Annotated in this window: 20 protein-coding genes; 5 read left to right on the top strand and 15 right to left on the bottom strand. The window is 59.4% G+C overall.

Translation table 11 applies throughout. The features are described 5' to 3' along the window. The first annotated feature begins 90 nt into the window (after window positions 1-90). The 4 genes from AB4O01_RS21520 (at window position 91) to AB4O01_RS21505 (ending at window position 3,365) form a co-directional block, all read left to right on the top strand. Complete coding sequence (locus AB4O01_RS21520; RefSeq protein ID WP_460089478.1) at window positions 91-900, top strand: MetQ/NlpA family ABC transporter substrate-binding protein; 810 nt, start codon at window positions 91-93, stop codon at window positions 898-900. A 2-nt stretch (window positions 901-902) separates the two neighbouring features. Further along, on the top strand, window positions 903-2,024 hold the full coding sequence (locus tag AB4O01_RS21515; protein ID WP_460089476.1) for a methionine ABC transporter ATP-binding protein: 1,122 nt from the start codon (window positions 903-905) through the stop codon (window positions 2,022-2,024). Further along, entirely contained in the window at window positions 2,014-2,658 is a 645-nt protein-coding gene (locus AB4O01_RS21510; RefSeq protein WP_034151854.1) for a methionine ABC transporter permease, read from the top strand. The genes AB4O01_RS21515 and AB4O01_RS21510 overlap by 11 nt, the downstream gene beginning before the upstream one ends. Before the next feature lie 80 nt (window positions 2,659-2,738). Then, a complete protein-coding gene (locus AB4O01_RS21505) occupies window positions 2,739-3,365 on the top strand; it encodes a class I SAM-dependent methyltransferase (RefSeq protein WP_099757702.1) in 627 nt (208 codons plus the stop codon). A 196-nt stretch (window positions 3,366-3,561) separates the two neighbouring features. Here the strand turns inward: AB4O01_RS21505 and AB4O01_RS21500 are convergent, their stop codons facing one another. Genes AB4O01_RS21500 through AB4O01_RS21490 form a run of 3 tightly spaced genes read right to left on the bottom strand, consistent with a single transcriptional unit; the run spans window position 3,562 to window position 8,770 of the window. Then, window positions 3,562-6,609, bottom strand: a complete 3,048-nt coding sequence (locus AB4O01_RS21500; RefSeq protein ID WP_095125259.1) for an efflux RND transporter permease subunit — start codon at window positions 6,607-6,609, stop codon at window positions 3,562-3,564. After that, on the bottom strand, window positions 6,606-7,670 hold the full coding sequence (locus tag AB4O01_RS21495) for an efflux RND transporter periplasmic adaptor subunit (protein ID WP_093440529.1): 1,065 nt from the start codon (window positions 7,668-7,670) through the stop codon (window positions 6,606-6,608). The genes AB4O01_RS21500 and AB4O01_RS21495 overlap by 4 nt, the downstream gene beginning before the upstream one ends. After that, entirely contained in the window at window positions 7,667-8,770 is a 1,104-nt protein-coding gene (locus AB4O01_RS21490) for an efflux RND transporter periplasmic adaptor subunit (RefSeq protein WP_460089474.1), read from the bottom strand. Before AB4O01_RS21490 ends, AB4O01_RS21495 begins: the two co-directional genes overlap by 4 nt. Before the next feature lie 200 nt (window positions 8,771-8,970). On the opposite strand from AB4O01_RS21490, the gene AB4O01_RS21485 reads away from it, so the two are divergent. After that, on the top strand, window positions 8,971-10,167 hold the full coding sequence (locus tag AB4O01_RS21485) for an AAA family ATPase (protein ID WP_460089472.1): 1,197 nt from the start codon (window positions 8,971-8,973) through the stop codon (window positions 10,165-10,167). A 194-nt stretch (window positions 10,168-10,361) separates the two neighbouring features. Here the strand turns inward: AB4O01_RS21485 and AB4O01_RS21480 are convergent, their stop codons facing one another. From AB4O01_RS21480 to AB4O01_RS21425, 12 genes are all read right to left on the bottom strand, one after another. Beyond that, on the bottom strand, window positions 10,362-11,234 hold the full coding sequence (locus AB4O01_RS21480; RefSeq protein WP_194935368.1) for a transporter substrate-binding domain-containing protein: 873 nt from the start codon (window positions 11,232-11,234) through the stop codon (window positions 10,362-10,364). Continuing rightward, complete coding sequence (locus AB4O01_RS21475; protein WP_460089470.1) at window positions 11,231-12,013, bottom strand: amino acid ABC transporter ATP-binding protein; 783 nt, start codon at window positions 12,011-12,013, stop codon at window positions 11,231-11,233. Before AB4O01_RS21475 ends, AB4O01_RS21480 begins: the two co-directional genes overlap by 4 nt. After that, window positions 12,010-12,669 carry an amino acid ABC transporter permease gene (locus tag AB4O01_RS21470; protein ID WP_116256391.1) on the bottom strand — a complete coding sequence of 220 codons (660 nt, stop codon included), beginning with the start codon at window positions 12,667-12,669 and terminating at the stop codon, window positions 12,010-12,012. The genes AB4O01_RS21475 and AB4O01_RS21470 overlap by 4 nt, the downstream gene beginning before the upstream one ends. Next, window positions 12,650-13,315, bottom strand: a complete 666-nt coding sequence (locus tag AB4O01_RS21465; protein ID WP_038359751.1) for an amino acid ABC transporter permease — start codon at window positions 13,313-13,315, stop codon at window positions 12,650-12,652. The genes AB4O01_RS21470 and AB4O01_RS21465 overlap by 20 nt, the downstream gene beginning before the upstream one ends. A gap of 596 nt (window positions 13,316-13,911) precedes the next feature. After that, on the bottom strand, window positions 13,912-14,709 hold the full coding sequence (locus tag AB4O01_RS21460; RefSeq protein ID WP_007918708.1) for a MetQ/NlpA family ABC transporter substrate-binding protein: 798 nt from the start codon (window positions 14,707-14,709) through the stop codon (window positions 13,912-13,914). A gap of 166 nt (window positions 14,710-14,875) precedes the next feature. Next, window positions 14,876-15,808: a sigma 54-interacting transcriptional regulator gene (locus AB4O01_RS21455; RefSeq protein ID WP_093440496.1), complete on the bottom strand. Its 933-nt coding sequence runs from the start codon at window positions 15,806-15,808 to the stop codon at window positions 14,876-14,878. 53 nt (window positions 15,809-15,861) lie between these two features. Then, entirely contained in the window at window positions 15,862-16,443 is a 582-nt protein-coding gene (locus tag AB4O01_RS21450) for an alpha/beta hydrolase (protein WP_093440491.1), read from the bottom strand. Between the two features lie 382 nt (window positions 16,444-16,825). Further along, the gene (locus AB4O01_RS21445) at window positions 16,826-17,227 is read right to left on the bottom strand and encodes an ExbD/TolR family protein (RefSeq protein WP_003220570.1); all 402 of its coding nucleotides are present in this window, start codon (window positions 17,225-17,227) and stop codon (window positions 16,826-16,828) included. 1 nt (window position 17,228) lies between these two features. Further along, entirely contained in the window at window positions 17,229-17,954 is a 726-nt protein-coding gene (locus AB4O01_RS21440) for a MotA/TolQ/ExbB proton channel family protein (RefSeq protein ID WP_093440486.1), read from the bottom strand. 44 nt (window positions 17,955-17,998) lie between these two features. Continuing rightward, complete coding sequence (locus tag AB4O01_RS21435) at window positions 17,999-18,808, bottom strand: energy transducer TonB (RefSeq protein ID WP_460089468.1); 810 nt, start codon at window positions 18,806-18,808, stop codon at window positions 17,999-18,001. Window positions 18,809-19,188: 380 nt separating this feature from the next. Then, the gene (locus tag AB4O01_RS21430; RefSeq protein ID WP_038359731.1) at window positions 19,189-19,515 is read right to left on the bottom strand and encodes a hypothetical protein; all 327 of its coding nucleotides are present in this window, start codon (window positions 19,513-19,515) and stop codon (window positions 19,189-19,191) included. 190 nt (window positions 19,516-19,705) lie between these two features. After that, window positions 19,706-21,049, bottom strand: a complete 1,344-nt coding sequence (locus AB4O01_RS21425; protein WP_180699383.1) for an aryl-sulfate sulfotransferase — start codon at window positions 21,047-21,049, stop codon at window positions 19,706-19,708. Window positions 21,050-21,062: the final 13 nt, after the last annotated feature.

Here is a 21,062-nt window from a genome sequence, read left to right as displayed (position 1 = left end):
TTGGAATGCATTTCCCTGTGGGAGCGAGCTTGCTCGCGAAGAGGCCCGACCAGACACCACAAATCTTATGCACTGACTGGAAAAACCATCATGACCCAGAAAATCCTGTCCCACCCAGTCAAAGCACTGGCCCTGGCCTTCGGCCTGTTCAGCTCGGCGCTGTTCGCCGCCGACGCCCCACTGAAAATCGGCACCACCGCCGCCTTCGCCATTCCGCTGGAAGCTGCCGTCGAAGAGGCCTCCAGACAAGGCCTGAAAGTCGAACTTGTGGAGTTCACCGACTGGATCGCGCCTAACGTCAGCCTCGCCGCCGGCGACATCGACGTGAACTACTTCCAGCACATTCCGTTCCTCGAAAACGCCAAAGCCGCCTCGGGTTTTGATCTGGTGCCGTTCGCCCCGGGGATCATCAACAACGTCGGTCTCTACTCGAAAAAATACAAAAGCTTCGATGAGTTGCCCGAAGGCGCCAGCGTCGCCATCGCCAACGACCCGATCAACAGCGGCCGTGGTTTGCAACTGCTGGCCAAGGCCGGTTTGATCACGCTGAAGCCGGGCGTCGGCTACAAGGCTACTGAAGACGATATCGTCGCCAACCCGAAGAAAATCAAAATCCTCCAAGTCGAAGCCGTGCAATTGGTACGCGCCTATGACGACGCCGATCTGGTCCAGGGCTACCCGGCCTACATTCGTCTGGCGAAGACTTTCGATGCCGGTTCGGCGCTGCTGTTCGACGGCCTCGACCACAAGGAATACGTGATCCAGTTCGTCATCCAGCCGAAAAGCAAAACCGACCCGCGCCTGATCAAATTCGTCGACATTTACCAGCATTCGCCGGTTGTTCGCGCGGCGCTGGATAAAGCCCACGGCAAGCTCTATCAAGCCGGTTGGGAAAGCTGAGCATGACGGCCGCGATCCAACGGCGACTGGAGATTCCAGAGCCACACCATGCTGAAAAAACCGAGCTGCACCCCGAGCTGAATCGCGCCCACGTACGCTTCATCGGTCTGGGCAAAACCTACAACGGTCGACAAGGCCCGGTCGCGGCTTTGCAGGGCATCGATCTGGCAATTCAGCGCGGGGAAGTGTTCGGCATCATCGGCCGTAGCGGCGCTGGTAAGTCGTCGCTGATTCGTACGATCAACCGTCTGGAACAGCCGACGTCCGGGCGCGTGCTGATCGATCAGGTCGACATCGGCGAATTCGATGAAGACCGTCTCGTTGCTTTGCGCCGGCGCATCGGCATGATCTTCCAGCACTTCAATCTGATGTCGGCCAAGACCGTTTGGCAGAACGTCGAATTGCCGCTGAAAGTCGCGGGTGTGCCAAAAGAGCAGCGCGACAAAAAAGTCCGCGAATTGCTCGAACTGGTCGGTCTGCAAAGCAAGCACAAGGCTTATCCGGCGCAGCTTTCTGGCGGGCAAAAACAACGCGTCGGCATCGCCCGTGCGCTGGTGCACGAGCCGGATATTTTGCTCTGCGACGAAGCGACTTCAGCCCTTGATCCGGAAACCACGCAGTCGATCCTCGGCTTGCTGCGTGAGATCAACCAACGCCTGGGCCTGACCATCGTATTGATTACCCATGAGATGGCTGTGATTCGCGAAATCTGCGACCGCGTCGTCGTGCTGGAGCATGGCCGGGTGGTCGAGCAAGGCCCGGTCTGGGAAGTGTTCGGCAATCCACAGCATGAGGTCAGCCAGACCTTGCTCGCGCCGCTGCAACACGCGTTGCCGGAGGAGTTGCAGAGCCGCTTGCAAGCTCAAGCGCCGTCCTCCGACGCCGCTGTGGTGCTGCGTTTGCAGTTCACCGGCAGCGCCAGTGACGAGCCGGATCTGGCGGCACTGTTCGCTGCATTGGGTGGCCGGGTGAAGCTGCTTCAGGGCGGCGTCGAACGGATTCAGGGGCATGCGCTGGGACAACTATTGCTGGCGGTGAGCGGCTCTTCGTTCAGCGCCGAGCAACTGCGCGAGCGCGCCACGCCTTGGGCGCAACGGGTGGAGGTACTGGGTTATGTGGTTTGATCGCTTGTTGCAGGGTTTTATCGACACGTTTCTGATGGTCGGCGTGTCGTCGCTGATCGCCTTGCTGGTGGGGATTCCCATGGCGGTGATCCTGGTCACCAGCGACAAGGGCGGCATCTACGAGGCGCCGGTGCTGAATCGTGCCTTGGGCGCGTTCGTGAACCTGTTCCGCTCGATCCCGTTTCTGATTCTGATGGTCGCGCTGATTCCGTTTACCCGGTTGATTGTCGGCACCACCTACGGTGTCTGGGCGGCCGTGGTGCCGCTGACGATTGCGGCGACGCCGTTCTTTGCGCGGATTGCCGAAGTGAGCCTGCGTGAGGTCGATCATGGTTTGATCGAAGCCGCGCAGGCGATGGGTTGCCGGCGTTGGCACATTGTCTGGCATGTGCTATTGCCCGAGGCGCTGCCGGGGATTGTCGGCGGGTTCACGATTACGCTGGTGACGATGATCAACTCCTCGGCCATGGCCGGGGCGATTGGTGCCGGTGGCTTGGGGGATATCGCTTATCGCTACGGCTATCAGCGTTTTGACAGCCAGATCATGTTGACGGTGATTGTGTTGCTGGTGGCGTTGGTCGCGGTGATTCAGTTGGGTGGGGATCGCTTGGCGCGGGGGTTGAACAAGCGCTGAGTCTGGCCGGGCTCATGCGGCGCCTCTGAACCCGATGGCGTATATTCGGCAAATCTCCTTTGCCCGTGCAGCCCTCGACCATGAAGCAGACCCCCACCGATCTCGAACAGATCACCGCGACCACCCTCGGCCATTACAACTCAGTGGCCGAAGACTTCCGCGAAGGCACCCGCGATCACGATGTCAGCCAGAACATCGATGCGTTGCTACGGCATATTCAGGGCACGGCGCCATTCACGATTCTGGATTTTGGCTGCGGCCCAGGGCGGGATCTGCAAACGTTTACGCGCATGGGGCATGTCGCTGTGGGGCTCGACGGCTCTCAAGAGTTTGCGCGAATGGCCCGTGAGGACAGTGGCTGCGAGGTGCTGCAACAGGACTTTCTGAAACTTGATCTGCCGGCCGAACGCTTCGACGGCATCTTCGCCAACGCAGTGTTGTTTCATGTGCCGTTGCAGGAGTTGCCGCGGGTGCTCAAGCAATTGCATGGTGCCCTGAAGCCCGGTGGTGTGCTGTTCAGCTCGAATCCACGCGGGGATAACCGTGAGGGCTGGAACGGGCCGCGCTATGGCTCGTATCACGATCTTGAGGCGTGGCAGGAGTTGCTGACGGCGGCAGGGTTTGTCGAGCTTGAGCATTACTATCGGCCGGCCGGGCTGCCGCGTGAGCAGCAGCCTTGGTTGGCCAGCGTTTGGCGTAAGGCTTGAGTCGAGTCAGAGACAAGTCCCTCACCCCCAGCCCTCTCCCAGAGCAGATTGGGGGAGATTGTAGAAGTACACCGACTTGATCGAACTTCGCTGAATCCATAATCGACCCGATCCTTCAGGTCGATGGATAGCGTCAGACACCTCGGTCAGTCCCCTCTCCCCCCGGGAGAGGGTTAGGGTGAGGGTCGTTGTTGACTCAATCCTTCTTCGGCTCGCGAATCTTGTACCAGGCCACATACAGCGCCGGCAGGAACAGCAACGTCAGCAACGTCGCCACCACGATCCCGCCAATCATTGCGTAAGCCATCGGTCCCCAGAACACTTCCCGGGCAATCGGGATCATGCCCATGCTCGCCGCTGCCGCGGTCAACAGGATCGGCCGGCGCCGGTGCTCGGTCGCTTCCACCACCGCATCCCACGGCGCATAGCCTTTCTGCTCGAACTCATCGATCTGCGTCACGAGGATCACCGAGTTACGGATGATGATGCCGATCAGCGCGAGAATCCCCAGGATCGCCACGAAGCCCATCGGCGTGCCGGTCGGCACCAGCGCCAGCACTACGCCGATCAGCCCCAGCGGCGCGACACTGGCGACGAGGAACATCTTCTGCACGCTGTGCAACTGGATCATCAGGAAGGTCGCCATCAAAAACAGCATCAACGGCAAAACCTTGGCAATCGGCCCTTGGGCCTTGCCGCTTTCCTCGACCGTACCGCCAGTGGCGACCTTGTAGCCCACTGGCAGTTTGTCAGCGAAGGCATCAATCGACGGCTTGAGCAGTTTCACCAGATCGGTCGGCTGGATCTCGTCGCGCACCGAAGCCTTGATGGTGATGGTCGGCAAGCGGTCACGACGCCACACCAGCGGCTGCTCCAGTTCATAACGCACGGTGGCGAACGCCAGCAGCGGAATCGACGTGCCGTTGGGCGTAACGATCTGCAGATTCTGCAGGGTTTCCGGCGTACCGCGCTCCGAATTCACCGCCCGGCCGACCACATTGATCAGGTAGATGTCGTCGTTGACCTGGGTCAGCGGCGCGCCGCTGACGATGCTGTTCATCAGGTTCGCCACGTCTTCGGAGGACAACCCGAGCTGCCGCGCCTTGTCCTGGGCGATGTCGATGCGCAGGACTTTGCCCGGCTCGTTCCAGTCGTAAATGATCTCGCCGATGTGCGGGTTCTTGTCCAGTTCGGTGGCCAGGTCGATGGCGTGCTTGCGCACCTGATCGATGTCCTTGCCACTGACCCGGTACTGGATCGGACGCCCCACCGGCGGGCCCATTTCCAGCGCCTGGACGTAACTGCCAATGCCGACGAAGTCCTTGTGCAAGCGCTCACGCAGGCGTTGGCTCAGGGCCTCGCGGGCTTCGAAGTCTTTGCTGACAATCACCAGTTGTGCGTAGTACGGGTTTTGCAATTGCTGGTCGAGCGGCAGGTAGAAGCGGATCGCGCCCTGACCGATGTAGGTGCTCCAACGCACAATGTCCGCGTCGCCTTTGAGGGTTTCTTCCAGCTTGTCGACGGCTTTGCGGGTTTCGTCGATCGAGGCGTTTTGCGGCAGGTTCAGGTCGACGAGAATTTCCGGCCGGTCCGAGGAAGGGAAGAACTGGTTCTGCACAAAGCGCATGCAAAACACTGCCAGCACGAACAGCAGCACGGTAATGCCGATGGCCCACCAGCGATTGCGCATCGCCCACAGCAGACCGCCATTGAACGCACGCCCGACGCGGCCCGGCTCGGCTTCATGGGGTTTCACGTTGGCGCTGAGAATGTGCACGCCGATCACCGGAGCGAAGAACACCGCCACCACCCACGAAACCAGCATCGCCACAGCAATCACCGCAAACAGCGTGTAGGTGTACTCACCGGCGGAACTGGCGTTGAGGCCGATGGGCACGAAACCGGCGACCGTCACCAGCGTGCCGGTGAGCATCGGGAACGCCGTCGAGGTGTAGGCGAACGTCGCTGCCTCCTCCTTGCTCTCGCCCATTTCCAGGCGCGTGACCATCATCTCCACGGTGATCATCGCGTCGTCCACCAACAGACCGAGGGCGATGATCAAGGCACCGAGCGAAATCCGCTGCATGGTGATGCCACTGTATTCCATGAATACGAACACCATCGCCAGCACCAGCGGAATCGAGCACGCCACCACCAGGCCGGCGCGTACGCCGAGGCTGATGAAGCTGACCACCAGCACGATGATCACCGCCTCGAACAGGGCACTGGTAAAGCCACCGACCGCTTCTTCTACCACCACCGCCTGATCGGACACGGTGTGTACACCCACGCCAACCGGCAAGTCTGCGGTCAGTTCATCGATGCGTTGGTGCAACGCCTTGCCGAACTCCTGAACGTTGCCGCCCTTCTGCATGGCAATCGCCAGACCGATGGCCGGTTTGCCGTCGAAGCGGAATTCCGGGGTAGCCGGATCGGTGTAACCGCGAGTGATGTCGGCGATGTCAGCCAAGCGATAGAAACGGTCGTTGAGCTTGAGATTGACCTCGGCCAGATCTTTCTCCGAGGCGAACTGCCCCGAAGTGCGCACGGAAATCCGCTCAGGGCCGGCCTCGATCACACCGGCCGGGGTCACGGCGTTCTGCGATTGCAGGCTCTGCACAACCTGACGCTGATCGATACCCAACGCCGCCAGTTTGCGGGTGGAGAAGTTCAGATAAATCACTTCGTCCTGCTGGCCGATCATTTCGATCTTGCCCAGCCCCGGTACATTGCGGATCTCGGCCCGCGCCTGTTCTACGTAATCGCGCAACTGGCGCATGGTCAGGCCGTCGGCGGTGAAGGCGTAGACCGAGCCGAACACATCACCGAACTCGTCGTTGAACCCGGGCCCTTGAATACCTTTGGGGAACTGCCCGCGAATATCGTCGATCTTCTTGCGCACCTGGTACCAGATTTCCGGGATGTCCTTGGCGCTGGTGGTGTCGCGCAGGTACACGTACACCGTCGATTCGCCGGGGCGCGTGTAACTTTTCACGTAGTCGAGGGAGTCGAGTTCCTCGAGTTTTTTCTCGATGCGGTCGGTGACCTGTGCGAGGGTTTCTTCCTGGGTCGCGCCCGGCCATTTGGTCTGGATCACCATGGTCTTGATGGTGAACGACGGATCTTCTTCGCGGCCCAGATTGAAGTACGAGAACACGCCCATCAGCAACGCGACGAACATCAGGTACCAGACGAATGACTGATGCTTGAGGGCCCATTCGGAGAGGTTGAAAGAGCCTTTCATTGACTGTCCTCGTCAAGTTTTACCGATTGTCCGGGTTTGAGGCTGTTGACGCCGGCGCTGACCACGCGCTCGCCGTTCTTCACGCCGCCCGCGAGCACTACGCTGCTGTCGGTGCGGCTGATCACGCTGACGTCGCGGGGGCTGACGGTTTTGCTCTGGGTGTCGATGACCCAGATCCGTGGTTTGCCGTCGACCTCCTGCAAAGCGGTAGCCGGCAATTCGATGCGCGGTTTGATCGCCGAACTGAGGGTCACGCTGATCGCCGTGCCGAGGCGGAAACCGTCCGGTGTCTCGGCCAGAGTCAGGCGTGCCCGACGAGTACGCGTGGCGCTTTGCGCCTGCGGTTCGATCTCGCGAAGGGTTGCCGTGGTGTTGATGCTCGGGTCGAGTTGCCCGGCCACCAGAAACACCACATCGGAAGGAATCTGATCGACCAGGGTGTCGGGCAGATCGATCACTGCTTCCTTGATGTCCGGTTGCGCCAGAGTCACGACCTGCTGGCCCGCCGTCACCACTTGCCCGGCTTCGGCGTTCCACGCGGTGACCACGGCTTTATGGTCGGAACGCAGTTCGGTATAGCCGAGCTGGTCCTTGCTTTGATTGACCGCCGCCCGTGCCTGGTCCAGCGAGGCCTGGGTGGTTTTCAAGTCCGTGGTGGCGATGTCCAGTTGTGCCTGCGCCCCTACGCCACGATCGAACAGCGCCTGCTGACGGCGGGCATTGGCCTGGGCATTGATCAGTTGCGCCTGAACCCTGGCCAGGTCGCCCTGGGCCGAACGCAATTGGTTCTGCTGATCAGACGGATCGAGGGTGGCGAGCAGCGTGCCCTTTTGCACTTCGGTTCCGACATCGACGTTGCGGCTGGCGATGCGGCCACCGACGCGGAAACCGGTGTTGCTTTCATAACGCGCCTGGATGCTGCCGGCGAAACGCCCGAGGCTTTCCTCGCTCAACGCTTGAACTTTGACCGATAGCACCGGACGTACCGGCTCCGGAGGTGGCTCGCTTTTCGAGCAGGCCGCCAGCAACACACCCACGGATAACAGCCCCAGACGCTTCATGGCTGTGCTCCCGGTTGCAGATCCTTGTAGGTGTTTTCAGCGATTTCGACTTTCATGCCGGGATGCAATAACTGTCCTCCGGCGACAATGACTTTCTCCCCGCCCTTGAGGCCTTCGCTGATGATGACCTTGCCGATCAGGTAGCGGCCGACGGTCACGTTGTGCAACTGCGCTTCACCTTTATCGTCGACCATCCACACCGCCGGATCACTGATATTTTTGGTCAGCGCCGACCATGGCAATTCGACTGCCGACTTGCCGCTGCCCTTGGCGGTGGCGCTGACCACCGAGCCCAGCTGCATCCCTTGTGGCAGGCTGTCGAGGCTGACTTTGACTTGCACCGTGCCGGACTGCGCCGACACCGCCGGGGTGATTTCACGCACCGTGCCGGTGGTTTTGATTGCAGGGTTATCGAGCAGGCTGACGACGATCGAGGGATCCGCAGGACGCTCGGCCAGCAGCGATTCGTAGACATTGAACACCGCGTCACGGTCGCCATCGCGGGCCAACGAAAAAATCGGTGCCGTGGCCTGTACCACCTGGCCGACTTCGGCCTGACGCTCAGTGATCACGCCCGGGGCGTCGGCGATCAGTGCGGTGTAGCTGAGCTGATCTTTAGCGTTGGCCAATTGCGCCTGCGCCGCGCTCAAGGCGCTCTGGCTGCTGCGCAACGCGGCTTGGGCGGAATCGTATTCGCTCTGGCTGGTGTAACCCTTGGGCAGGAGTTTTTGCTGGCGCACGAAAGCGGCCGCGCTCTGTTTCACCCGGGCTTGTTCAGCGACGACTTGGGCCTGGGCCGAATCGACGTTGGTCTGCAAATCCTTGGGGTCGAGCTTGGCCAGCACTTGTTTGGCGGTGACCCGGTCGCCGACATCAACCATACGCTGGATGATCTTGCCGCCGACGCGGAACGACAGTTCGGTCTGCACGCGCGCCTGCACGTCACCGGTCAATGTCACCGCAGCGGCGTAATCCGTGGGTTTCACTTCCTGTACAAAGACCCTGGGCAGGTATTCCTCCGGGGCTTTTTTCTCGCCGCAGGCGGTCACCAACGTGAGCAGACTCAGCATGACCGCTGTTTTCAAACCGGGACTCGCCATGCAGACTCCTTCCTGTGTACGAACGTGCAAGTGACGATACGACTGTGAGCTTAGAACAGGGTTCAACGTTCGCCCGTTCGATCCCCATATTTCCTGAAGGAGCTGCCGTAGGCTGCGATCTTTTGATCTTTTAAAAACAACATCAAAAAATCGCAGCCTGCGGCAGCTCCTGCTATGGGCGCCTCAAGAGAAGGAATTCCATGCTCAATACTCTCGCGGTGGCCAATTACCGCTCGATCAACAAACTGGTGATCCCGCTCGGCCGGCTGAACCTGATCACCGGCCCCAACGGCAGCGGCAAGTCCAATCTCTACCGGGCCTTGCGCCTGCTAGCGGAAACCGCTCAGGGCGGGGTGGTCAATGCGCTGGCCCGTGAGGGTGGGCTAGAGTCGACCTTCTGGGCCGGGCCGGAAACCCTCAGCAGACGCATGCGCAATGGTGAGGTGCCGATCCAGTCGACGGTACGCCAAGGCGTGAAGCGACTGCGCCTGGGGTTCGCCGGGGAAGATTTCAGCTACTCGATCAGCCTCGGCCTGCCCGACTCCAACGGGCACTTCATGCTGCCCGAGCATTCGCACCCGATTCCCTCACGCTTCAGCCTCGACCCGCAGATCAAGCGCGAGTGCATCTGGGCCGGCCCGCTCTACCGCCCCGCCAGCCTGCTGGTGGATCGTGACGGCCCGATGATCCGCGCACGCGCCGAGCGCAAATGGGACGTACTGGCGCAACACACACCGAATTTCGACAGTTTGTTTGATCAGGTCGGCAGCCTGCGCAGCTCGCCGGAAGTGTTCCAGATGCGCGAGTTCATTCGCCGCTGGCGCTTTTATGATCACTTTCGCAGCGATGCCGATGCACCGGTGCGCCAGCCGCAATTGGGCACACGCACGCCGGTGCTGCATCACGACGGCCGGGATCTGGCGGCGGCGTTGCAGACCATCATCGAGATTGGTGATGGCGATGCGATGCGTGCGGCGATTACCGATGCGTTTCCTGGCGCGCGGGTGCATATCGAAGCGCAGGCCGGTGGACGTTTTGCCATCGAGTTTTATCAGGAAGGCTTGTTGCGGCCGTTATCGGCGGCGGAGCTGTCGGACGGCACGTTGCGTTATTTGCTGTTGGTTGCGGCGCTACTGACGCCGAGGCCGCCGTCGCTGATGGTGCTGAACGAACCGGAGACCAGCCTGCACCCGGATCTGTTGCCGGCACTGGCGCGGTTGATTATCCGTGCCTCGGAGCAGTGTCAGGTGTGGGTGGTGTCGCATGCGCGGCGGTTGATTTCGGCGTTGCAGGAAGACCCGGAGTGCAATTGTATTGTGTTGGAGAAAACCCTGGGACAGACCGGGATTGTCGGCCAGCGGGTGCTGGATGAGCCGGCGTGGAACTGGCCGGATTGAGCGTTCAAGCCAAAAGCCCCTCACCCTAACCCTCTCCCAGAGGGAGAGGGAACTGACCGAGTTGTTCTTTCGAGTTACGCCGGCGTGAAATTCCTGAGCTGAACTCAAGTTTTGAAAGGCATGAGGATCGGCTCCCTCTCCCTCGGGAGAGGGCTGGGGTGAGGGGCAGGCCTCACCCCCGACTCAACAGGCAATCACCCCTGCCACTTGCCACCCTCGACAATCACGCTCTCAGGCTTGGTGTCATCACTCAGCTCTTTACGCACATACTGGTCGTACAGCTTGAGCAGATACTTCTCTTCACCCAGCTTGGTCAGCTCAGTATTCACCCAGTCACGCAACTCGAGATTGCCCTTCTTCACCGCCGGCGCGATCGGCGCTTCAGCCCCCAGTTTTTCATCCAGCACGCGATAGCCCGGGTTCTGCTTGGCCCAGCTGAACAACACCAGATTGTCCTGTGCGTACGCATCGCCACGACCATTGGCCAGGGCTTGCAGCGATTCGGAGTTTTTCTCGAACTTGAGCAATTTCCAGTCCGGATGATTCTTGGTCAGCCAGATATCGGCGGTCGTGCCCGTAGTGACGATGGTGGTGCGGGTTGCCAGATCATCGAGGTTTTTCACCGAGCTGCTTTGCGGCACCAACGCCTGCACCGCAACCTTGAGGTTCGGGTTAGTGAACTCCACCGCTTCCTTGCGCTCAGGCGTGACGGTCATGTTGGCGAGGATCAGGTCGACCTTGTCGCTTTGCAGGAAAGGGATGCGACTCGCCGGCTCGACGGCGACGAACTCGACCTTGTTTTCATCGCCAAGCAGATCCTTGGCGAAACGGCGGCCGATGTCGGTATCGAAACCGACGTAGCGCCCCGCTTCGTCGACAAAACCGAATGGTGGTTTATCGGTGAAGACACCGACAATCAACTTGTCGCGAGCCTTGATCTTGTCCAGATAACCGGCCGGCGCAGTGCTTTCGCTGGCGACTTTCGGCTTCGGCGGTTCTTCGGTCTTGCTGCAACCGGCAAGCAAGGCGAGGCTGAGCAGAGGCAGTAAAAAAGCGGCAGTTTTCATAACAGTTCCAGTTCCTTTGTCGGATTCGTTTTTGGCAGTGTTGCCACGAAGGAGAACTTCTCCAGAAACTGCTGCGCGCGTGCGGTTTGCGGGTTCGTAAAGAAAATCTCGGGCGGGTTCTGTTCAAGGATGCGCCCGGCATCCATGAACACGATGCGATCGGCCACCGCGCGAGCGAAGGCCATTTCATGGGTGACGATCAACAGGGTCATGCCTTCGCGGGCGAGGCCCTGAATGACCTGCAAAACTTCCTTGACCATTTCCGGGTCGAGGGCGGCGGTGACTTCGTCGAAGAGCATCACCCGTGGGTTCATGCACAGCGAGCGGACGATGGCGATGCGTTGCTGCTGGCCGCCGGAGAGCTGACGCGGGAAGGCATCGCGCTTGTCCGCCAGGCCAACGCGTTCGAGCAGCGCTTCGGCTTCCTGTTGCGCTTCGCGGCGCTGACGCTTCTGTACCTTGAGCGGGCCAAGTAGCAAGTTGTCGAGCACGCTCATGTGCGGGAACAGGTGATAACTCTGGAACACCATGCCGATCTGCTGGCGGATCTCGCGCCAGTCGGTGGACTTGTCCAGCAGCTCGCGGCCGACAAATTTCAGGCTGCCGCTGTGGGCTTCCTCCAGACCATTGAGGCAACGCAGCAAGGTGCTTTTGCCGCAACCGCTGGGGCCGAGGATGACGATCACTTCGCCACTCTGCACTTGCAGGTCGATGCCGTTGAGCACCTGCTGCTCGCCGTAGAATTTGTTGAAACCGTAAAACTCGATCAATGCGCTCATGCTTGCGTCCAGCGCCGCTCCAGCACGCGCGAAGCGGCCGAGAGCGGGTAGCAGATGAAAAAGAAAAACAGGAACAGCGCGCCGTAGATCAGCACCGACTCGTAGGTGCGCTCGATGATCTGCTGGCCGACCTTGATCACATCGACCACACCGATCAGCACCGCCAATGAGCTGGTCTTGATGATCCGCGTGTAGACGTTGATGGTCGGCGGCGTCATGCGCTTCAACGCTTGCGGCAGCAGTACGTAGCCATAAAGTTGTGCGGCGTTTAGGCCGATCGACAGCCCCGCTTCACGCTGCCCGCGCGGCAACGAATGCAGCGCACCGCGCGCCACTTCGCCCACCTCGCTGGCGCCCCACAGCGACAGCACCAGCACCGCGCACCAGAAACTCGGCAGGCTCAGGCCTAAAAAGATCGGTAAGCCGAAGAACAGCAGGTACAACCAGACCAGCACCGGAATCGCCCGGAACAACTCCAGATAGCCCCGCAGGATCGCGTTCAGCCACCTCACGTTGAGCGTTCGCAGCACACCGTAGAGCACGCCGCCGACAGTGCTGATGGCGATGCTCAGGAACGAGATCGACAAAGTTTGCCCGGCGCCTTTGGCCAGTTGCGGCAACGACACCCAGAGCAGTTCAAGACCCGAACTGGCCATGCTGGAGCCTCCTTTCCAGACGGCTGAGCAGCAGCGACAGCGGCAAGAACAGCAGCACGCAGATCAGCGTCAGCACGGCGAGCATTTCGTAGGTTTTGTAGTAGAGCGCGATGTAGCTCTTGGTGGTGTAGAGGATTTCCGGCACGGCCACCGCCGAAACCACGGTGGTTTCCTTGAGCAGGAAAATGAAATTGGCGAACAACGACGGCAGGCTGAGAATCCCCGCTTGCGGCAGGATCACGTAGCGTAGCAACTGGCCATGGGACAGGCCGATTGAGCGCCCTGATTCCAGTTGCGCTTGGGGCACCGCATCGACGCCGGCGCGCAGCACTTCGGTAAGGTAAGCGCCGCCGAGAAAGGTCATGGTGATGATCGCGGCAGTGAAACCAGAGACTTTGATCCCCAACGCCGGCAAGGCGAAGTAGACGAAGAACAACTGAATCAGCAACGGCGTGTTGCGTGCCAGTTCCACATACAGGCCCACCAGTCTTTGCAGGTACGGCGTGCGGAACACCAGAATCGTCGCGTTGAGCAGCGCCACCAGCAGCGAGGTGCCAATGGCGATAAAACCGACCTGCAGCGTTACGCCCACGGCTTTGAGAAACGCCGGCAGGGTGCTGAGGATAAATGCGTAATCGAAGGTCATGAAACGTCCTGAACGCCGCTCGGTAAGCGACGGTGGTGCAGTCCATGGGCAGCGGATGGCTGTCCGGCAGACACCGACTTTATAGGTATAAAAAAAAGAATTTAAATACCGTTAAAGCATATTGATATCACCCAAAAAACTATCTTGTGGGTTTGCCGGGAAGGAATAAGAAGGCTATTTTTCTTTGCGCTGTAGGAAGGATCTTTTTTTCATGAAAGCCCTCCAAGGACGAACAGCTTTTGGCCAGACTCCCCCGGCCAACCTCATAACAAGGAAGAGAACATGGACGTAAAAGTGCCGCAGCGACTGGATCCGCAGGAGATTGTGAAATTGTTGGTGGCGTTGAGGCGGGCGTTGAAGGCTCAGGTTGCCTGAAGCCTGTACCGATCGTTCCCACGCTCCGCGTGGGCATGCAGCCCGGGACGCTCCGCGTCCCTGCCAAAAGCGGACGCGGAGCGTCCATTGAGGCATTCCCACGCAGAGCGTGGGAACGATCAAAATCACCGGCCGAAAAATTGCGTACATACAAAAACGCCGATGCCCATCACTGGCCATCGGCGTTTTCACACCTTGAAGGGGGTGGTTCAAGCGTCAGATCAGAACGCCGGCAGTACCGCGCCGTTGTACTTCTTCTCGATGAACGCTTTGACTTCCGGGCTGGTCAGGGCTTTGGCCAGTTTCTGGATCGCGTCGCTGTTCTTGTTGTCCTCACGGGCCACCAGGAAGTTCACGTACGGCGAATCAGCACCTTCAATCACCAGCGCATCTTTTTGCGGGTTCAACTTGGCTTCCAGTGCGTAGTTGGTGTTGATCATGTCCAGATCAACTTCTTTCAGAACGCGTGGCAGCAGGGCCGACTCCAGTTCCTTGAACTTGAAGTTGTGCGGGTTCTTCGCGATGTCTTTTGGCGTTGCCAGCGCGTTCTTCGGGTCTTTCAGCTCGATCAGGCCAGCCTTCTGCAGCAGGATCAGTGCGCGGCCACTGTTGCTGCCTTCGTTCGGGATGGCGATGGTGGCGCCGTCCGGCAGTTCAGCCAGGGTCTTGTACTTGCTCGAGTAACCACCGAACGGTTCAACGTGCACGCCCTGCACGGTCACCAGGTACTTGGACTTGTCGTCCTTGTATTTGCCCTGGTTGAAGCTGTTCAGGTACGGCAGGGTCTGGAAGTAGTTGGCGTCCAGACGCTTCTCGCCCACCTGTACGTTCGGCTGAACGTAGTCGGTGAACACTTTGATTTCCAGATCCACGCCTTCTTTGGCCAGGGTCGGTTTGATCAGCTCAAGGATTTCAGCGTGCGGAACCGGGGTCGCGGCAACCACCAGTTTTTCGCCAGCATTGGCCAGGGAAGCAGTCAGAGCAGCCGCCAATGCGGTAAACAACAGAACCTTTTTCATGCAGTGTCCTTATCGAAAATCACGGTCGTCATCGACGACGGCATTAATACGTGTGCCAGTGAAGTGATATCGCTGGCGTGGGGCGGACAATACCGGGATTTTTTATTCCCGGACAATAACGTTTATTCAGCTTCATATTCCATTTTGTTCATGTTGAACGAAACGGTTACAACGTCTCACTCAAACGAATCAGCAAATCTTTCAATGCCTTACGCTCGGCGACGCTGCCGCCGATGTTGATTTGTGTCACTAGCCGTTCGATCTGAAGCTGCGGGCCAGACGCCTCGGGCAGGTTCAGGTGCTCCGGCAGAATCTCGTCACCGGTACTCACCAGCAAGGCAAAGTGAATGACATTTTCCAGCTCGCGGGTGTTGCCCGGCCAACTGTGTTGTTCGAGCACGTGCTGCGCCGCTTCGCTGATCAGCGGCACGGGAAGGTCGAGACGCTGACTGTAGATGCCGAGGAAATACTCGGCCAGCGACAGGATATCGCCGGTACGCGCACGTAACGCCGGCAATTCGAGGTGGCCCTCGCTGAGGTAGTGATAAAGGCGCTCGTGGAATTTCCCGGCGTCCACCGCTTGCGCCAGATCGATGCTGGTGGCCGCGACCAGGCGCACATCCACGGGACTTGGCTGATGCGCACCGACACGAGTGACTTCGTGATTCTCCAACGCGGCAAGCAATTTGATCTGGATCGGCAGCGGCAAGTCGCCGATTTCATCCAGATACAAGGTGCCGCCGTTGGCCGAACCGAACCAGCCTGCACGGCTGCTGGCCGAGCCGCTGTAACTGCCGGCAGCGTAGCCGAACAGCTCGGCATCAGCGTAGGTCGGGCTGATCGCTCCGCAATTGACCGAAACGAACAGACCGCTGCGGTCACTGGCGCGATGGATGTGCCGGGCGAGCAATTCTTTACCCGTACCGGTCTCGCCACGGATCAATACCGAAGTCGAGCGCGGCGCCAGTTGCTCGAGCTCCTCACGCAGTTGACGCGAGCGCGGATCGACGAACACCAGCGCCTTGGCGCGAATGCTCAGGGGGCTTTTTTCCGCATCGGGAAAGGTCAGCAACGGCTGACCGAAGGTTTCGAAACTCATGGCAGGCTCCCGCCCAAAACCGCCGGCAGACGGGGGCGTTGAAAGAAAAAAGATCAGGCGCGGCGGCGGGCGTGGTGTTCCATACGGTTTTGCAGGCGATAGAGATAAGCAAAACCCTGCTCCCAACGCTGATGCCCGGACTTGACGTTGATGTGTCCGGCACCGGCGAGGATCCCCGCCTCGGCACCCCAGTTGCGCGCCAGCTCCAGTGCGCGCGGCGCACTCACGGCGGCGTCGTTGTCGGAACTGACGACCTGGCTCGGAAACGGCAGCAGATCAGTCGGAATCGGCGCGAAATTGCGCAGCGCCGGGGCACATGCCGGACGCTCGACATCTGCCGGCGCGACCAACAAGGCACCACGCACCTGACGCAGGTATTGCAGCGGCGCAGTGGCTGCCCAATGGGCAACGGTGATGCAGCCGAGGCTGTGGGCGATAAGGATGACAGGCGTGCTATCGGCGGCAATCGCCTCGGCCAGTGCCGCCACCCAGTCTTCACGACGCGGCGTCAGCCAATCGGCCTGCTCGACCCGCGCACTGTTTGGCAGGCTGTTCTGCCAGTGGCTTTGCCAATGATCATCTGGCGATCCTTGCCAGCCCGGCACAATCAGGTAGCGGATTGATTCGTTGCGCATGGGGAGCTCTCCTGCGTCGTGTCTGTTCCTGAACGAGTATAGGGAGGGGATTTATATTCGTTAAGGAATAAGAAGCTATTTATTAAGACCTGAATTGAATATGAGATGTGTGCCTGGCTGGAAATCTTTTCCCCCTCACCCCAGCCCTCTCCCCCATGGGGGCGAGGGGGAAAGGGAGCCAATCTTCATGCCGTTCAAATCCTGAGTTCGACTGGGATTTCAGGTCGGCGTAACTCGTGAGAACAACCGAGATCAGTTCCCTCTCCCTATGGGCGGTCCGACGTTTCGGGAGGGCTAGGGTGAGGGTCTTGCGTCTAATGCCAGAAACAAAAAAAGGGCCGCACCCTGCCAAGGAGACGGCCCCGGAAAAACGTAAATCCTGTTACCGCGCAGTAATCACCGATAACTTGGTAATCCCCGCCCGTTCAATCGAAGCCATCGCCCGCGCCACTTCGCCGTAGTTCACCCCGTCATCGGCCTGCAATTGCACGCGCACTTCCGGGTCTTTGGCCTTGGCCGACTTGAGGTTGAATTCGAGCAAGTCCGGCTGAATCTCATCCTTGTTGATAAACAGCTTGCCGGCGCCATCGATGCTCACCACCAGCGGGTCCTTCTGCTCGACCGGCGCCACCGCTTCGGTCTTCGGCAGGTTGATCGGAATCGCGTTGGTCAGCAGCGGCGCGGTGACGATAAACACCACCAGCAGCACCAGCATCACGTCCACCAGCGGGGTCACGTTGATCTCGCTGAGCACCTCATCACTGTCTTGCGTGGAGAAGGCCATATCAGGACGCCTCCTTCACTTTTGCTGCGTTGCCCGGCGTTGCGACCTTGTGCGCCGTCGGGTGGATCAACACGCGGAATGCACTCTTCTGCGCCAGGCTGTAGAAGTCGTGGGCGAAGTCATCCAGATCCGCCGCCGTCAGTTTCAACCGACGCAAAAAGTAGTTGTAAACCAGCACTGCCGGCACCGCGACGGCGATCCCCACACCTGTGGCGACCAGTGCCGCACCGATTGGCCCGGCGACCGTTTCCAGGCTCGCCGAACCTGCGGCGCTGATGCCTTTCAACGCTTCCATGATTCCCCACACCGTGCCGAACAAACCAATGAACGGCGAGGTGCTACCAATACTTGCGACCACTGCAAGGCCCGTTTCCAGCGAACGCCGTTCGCGGACGATCTGCTGACGCAATGCGCGCTCGAGGCGATCCTGATGGTTGATCGCCTGGCTCAAATCATTCGCCTGTGGCGTCTCGCCCACCTGAATCGCCGCATAACCGGCCTGTGCCACCCGCGCTGCGGCGCCGGGTTGGGTCTCGCTCAATTCAGCGGCTGAATCCAGACTCGACGCCGCCCAGAAACGCTTATGAAAACGCCGATCCTGCGCCTTCAGCCGCCCGAACTGCACAGCCTTGAGCAGTGCCAGGCCCCAGGTGGCGACGGAAAAAACCACCAGCAGCCAGATCACCGCGCTTTCGATGGATTCCAGTGGAGATGCCAGTAACGTCATGATGATTCCCTCGTGTAAACGTTTCGCGCGAATTTGGTTTCGGTTTAATGAATCTTGAAATCGATGGGCACGCTGACCCAGCCGTCCTGGGCGACATCACCCTGCTTGGCCGGGACGAAACTCCAACGTTTGACGGCGTTCAGCGCCGCGTCGTCGAGCTGTTGCCGGCCGCTGCTTTTGGCTATCTGGATCTCACCCGGTTTGCCGCTGGCCAACACATGCACGCGCAGCAACACCGTGCCTTCCCAACCGCGACGCTGAGCCAGCGACGGGTATTCCGGTGCCGGGTTTTTCAGGTACGCGGCGTTCGCTGAGGCCGGGGTTACCGGTGCCGGCGCGGGGGGAGCAGGTGGCGCTGGCGCTGCAACCGGAACTGCCGGTTGTGGCGGCGCGGGTGGTTGCTCGACGGCTTTCGGCGCTGGTTTGGGGGCCTGTTTAACCACCGGTTTGGGTTTCGGAACGGGTTTTGGCGGCGGTGGTTTTACTGCCAGTTCGTCTTCTACCGGCGGCGGTGGCTCAACCACAGGCGCAGGTGGTGGCGGCTCGACAACCGGTGGTGCTGGTGGTGCCGGGCGCGAGAATTCGATAGTCATCGGCGGAATTTCCGGCGGCACGATCGGCAGCACCGGCGTCGGCTTCTGGCTGATCCAGTAGATCACCGCGCCATGCACCACCAATGCGAGCACGCCGAGCAGAAGGGTTTCGCGCCGACTCAAAATTCCTTTGGGCGCACGCTGCAAACGCAGCTGTCCCAACGGCACACGATGCGGCCGACCGAGATCGACCAACTCGCCACCCGGCGTCTGACGCCACAGCAATTCCTCTGCGCTGGCGGCGGTCTGGACATTGCCCATTGATTCACTCCCTGCAGTCTTTTTGCGTTCTCTACAAACACTGCCGATCAACCGTTTGTTGAATTCCCCACGGCGAATCGATGGATGAATCATTGGGCTTGGCGCTTATCTCCGAAAGTAATCTTTAACGTTATGCATAGGCCTTTATGGAATATATGAATTGATCAATTCCGCCAAAGCCACGTGGCACGTGGGCTGTAGCGATACGGGAAAATTCGCATGCTTTTCAGGCATTGAAAGTATTCACGCAACGCATCAAATTCGCCTGACCCGGTTTTGCGGGACAACTAATACCAAGTAGATAGTTGATTATTATTTTGCGGGAACAATAAAAAGGCCGACGCACTTTCGTGCGTCGGCCTTTATCAATTGCGCGCGGATTATTGTTTGACGAATTCCCCTGCCAGGGTCACTACTTCACCGTCAAAATTAGTACGGGAACCGGCCGCACGAACTTTTGCGTAATTGTGATCAGGAGAAAACAATGACCACGCTTGAAATCCGCTATTACCATTCAGACCGACAAATGTGATGGTGGTAGGTTGTCCGGTGCTGTTCTGGAAATGGTAATGCCCGTAGCTGACGTCATAGTTAACGCCGCCCTGGCTGAACGTGCCACTGAATGTACCGTTGGAATCGTTGCCATCGGTAATCGTCAGTTTGGCGCCAGCGTTAGCGTTCACATAAGTGCCATTAATGCTCGACATGATTCGATTTCCTTTATCGTTGGGATAAGTATCTTCCGATGAGAGCAAGTTTCCTCCTGGAAACTCACGACAGTCAGGATGGTTGCACATTCAATTATTGTCCACGCGACTTACTAACGAATTTGCAATAAGCACCCTTCAACCCGCTCATAACTTATCGCCGTTCGTTCGAACACTAATTCCAATTCAACTAACGACTGGCATTGGTTTGTTGCGCGCCGACAACCGGGGCATTAACCGCCGTCTCGGAGCGTGGCGTACCGGTTGGCACCCAGTCATAACTCACAGGCAACGCCCGATAGACCCAATTGCTGATCGCGTCGCTGCCCGGCGCCTTACCGAGATACGGGCTGACGTATTCCCAGACATTTTCACCACTGGCCGTCACCTGGAAAAACCGTCCGTTCATGCCTTCGTCGATCAGCGTGTTGCCGTTGGGCAAGCGCCGCGCGCTGCTGATAAACGAGCTGTAGAACGCCCACCCCGGTTGCTTCGAATTGGCCGCGCTGTACTGCCAGACGATCTCACTTTTCACCGGATCGATTTCCAGTACCCGCGAGCCGGAAATCAGCCCGAGGGTAACGTTCGGATAACCCGCCGATCCCTGGTTATCGAACACCAGCAAATTGCCGGCACCTGGCAATCCGGCCGGAATGATGTGTGCATCATGCTGACCGACGAACTGATCCACCGGGCGCGGCAATTTTTGCGCAGTTTTCGGGTTGATCAGCGGCAGGTTCGGGCCGAGACGCCAGACCACTTTGCCGCTGTTCTTGTCGATGATCGCGATGAAGTTGGCGTTGCGTGAATCGATCAGCAGGTTGTCCGGATTGAAGCGCTTGTCACCGGCATCGAACCACTTGTTCGGCCCCACCAGACTGAGGTTGTTGATGTGCAGGTAGTCCGGATTTTCACTGGCGCGCACCAGCTTCAACTGCTCGGCGGTGAAGCCGAATTCATTCAGATGCTCCGAGGCCAGCCACTGCCATTTCAGCGCGCCGTCGGGGCTGACTTCATAGATCGCATCGTCAATCACCTCGGGCACTTTAAAGCCTTTGACCTTGTGCACCTTGTTCGCCAGCACCACGGTGTTGCCGTTGCTCAAACGGCGCTGATCATGGTGTTGTTGCGCTGCGCCACCGGGCGCCTTGTCGCCCCACTGCCAGACGACTTTGCCATTCCAGTCCAGCTCGCCGACGCTCTGATTGCCCAACCCGTTGCCGGCCGAACCGAGTTTACCGGGATCCTTTTCACTCAGTTGCAACAGCACATGGCCGCGCTCGCCGCCGACCAGTTTCGGGTCGATGATCGCTGACGGGAAACCTGCCTGTGGCCAGGTTTTCACCTCGTTGCCGTTCATGTCGATCAGGTGCGTCTGCTTGTCGGCGCCGCTGAAAATCACGTACTGATTGAAAGCCTTGTTCGGGTCATAACGGGTCACGCCGGTCGGGTAAACACTCGGTGCGGCGAATGCGCCGGCACTGAGCACTGCGCCGGACAGCAACACCGGCAAAGCGGTTTTGATACGCAACATGATGCAGTTCCTT

The organism is Pseudomonas sp. S2_E02 (assembly GCF_054668355.1).
This window is presented reverse-complemented; position numbering and strand designations above follow the sequence as displayed.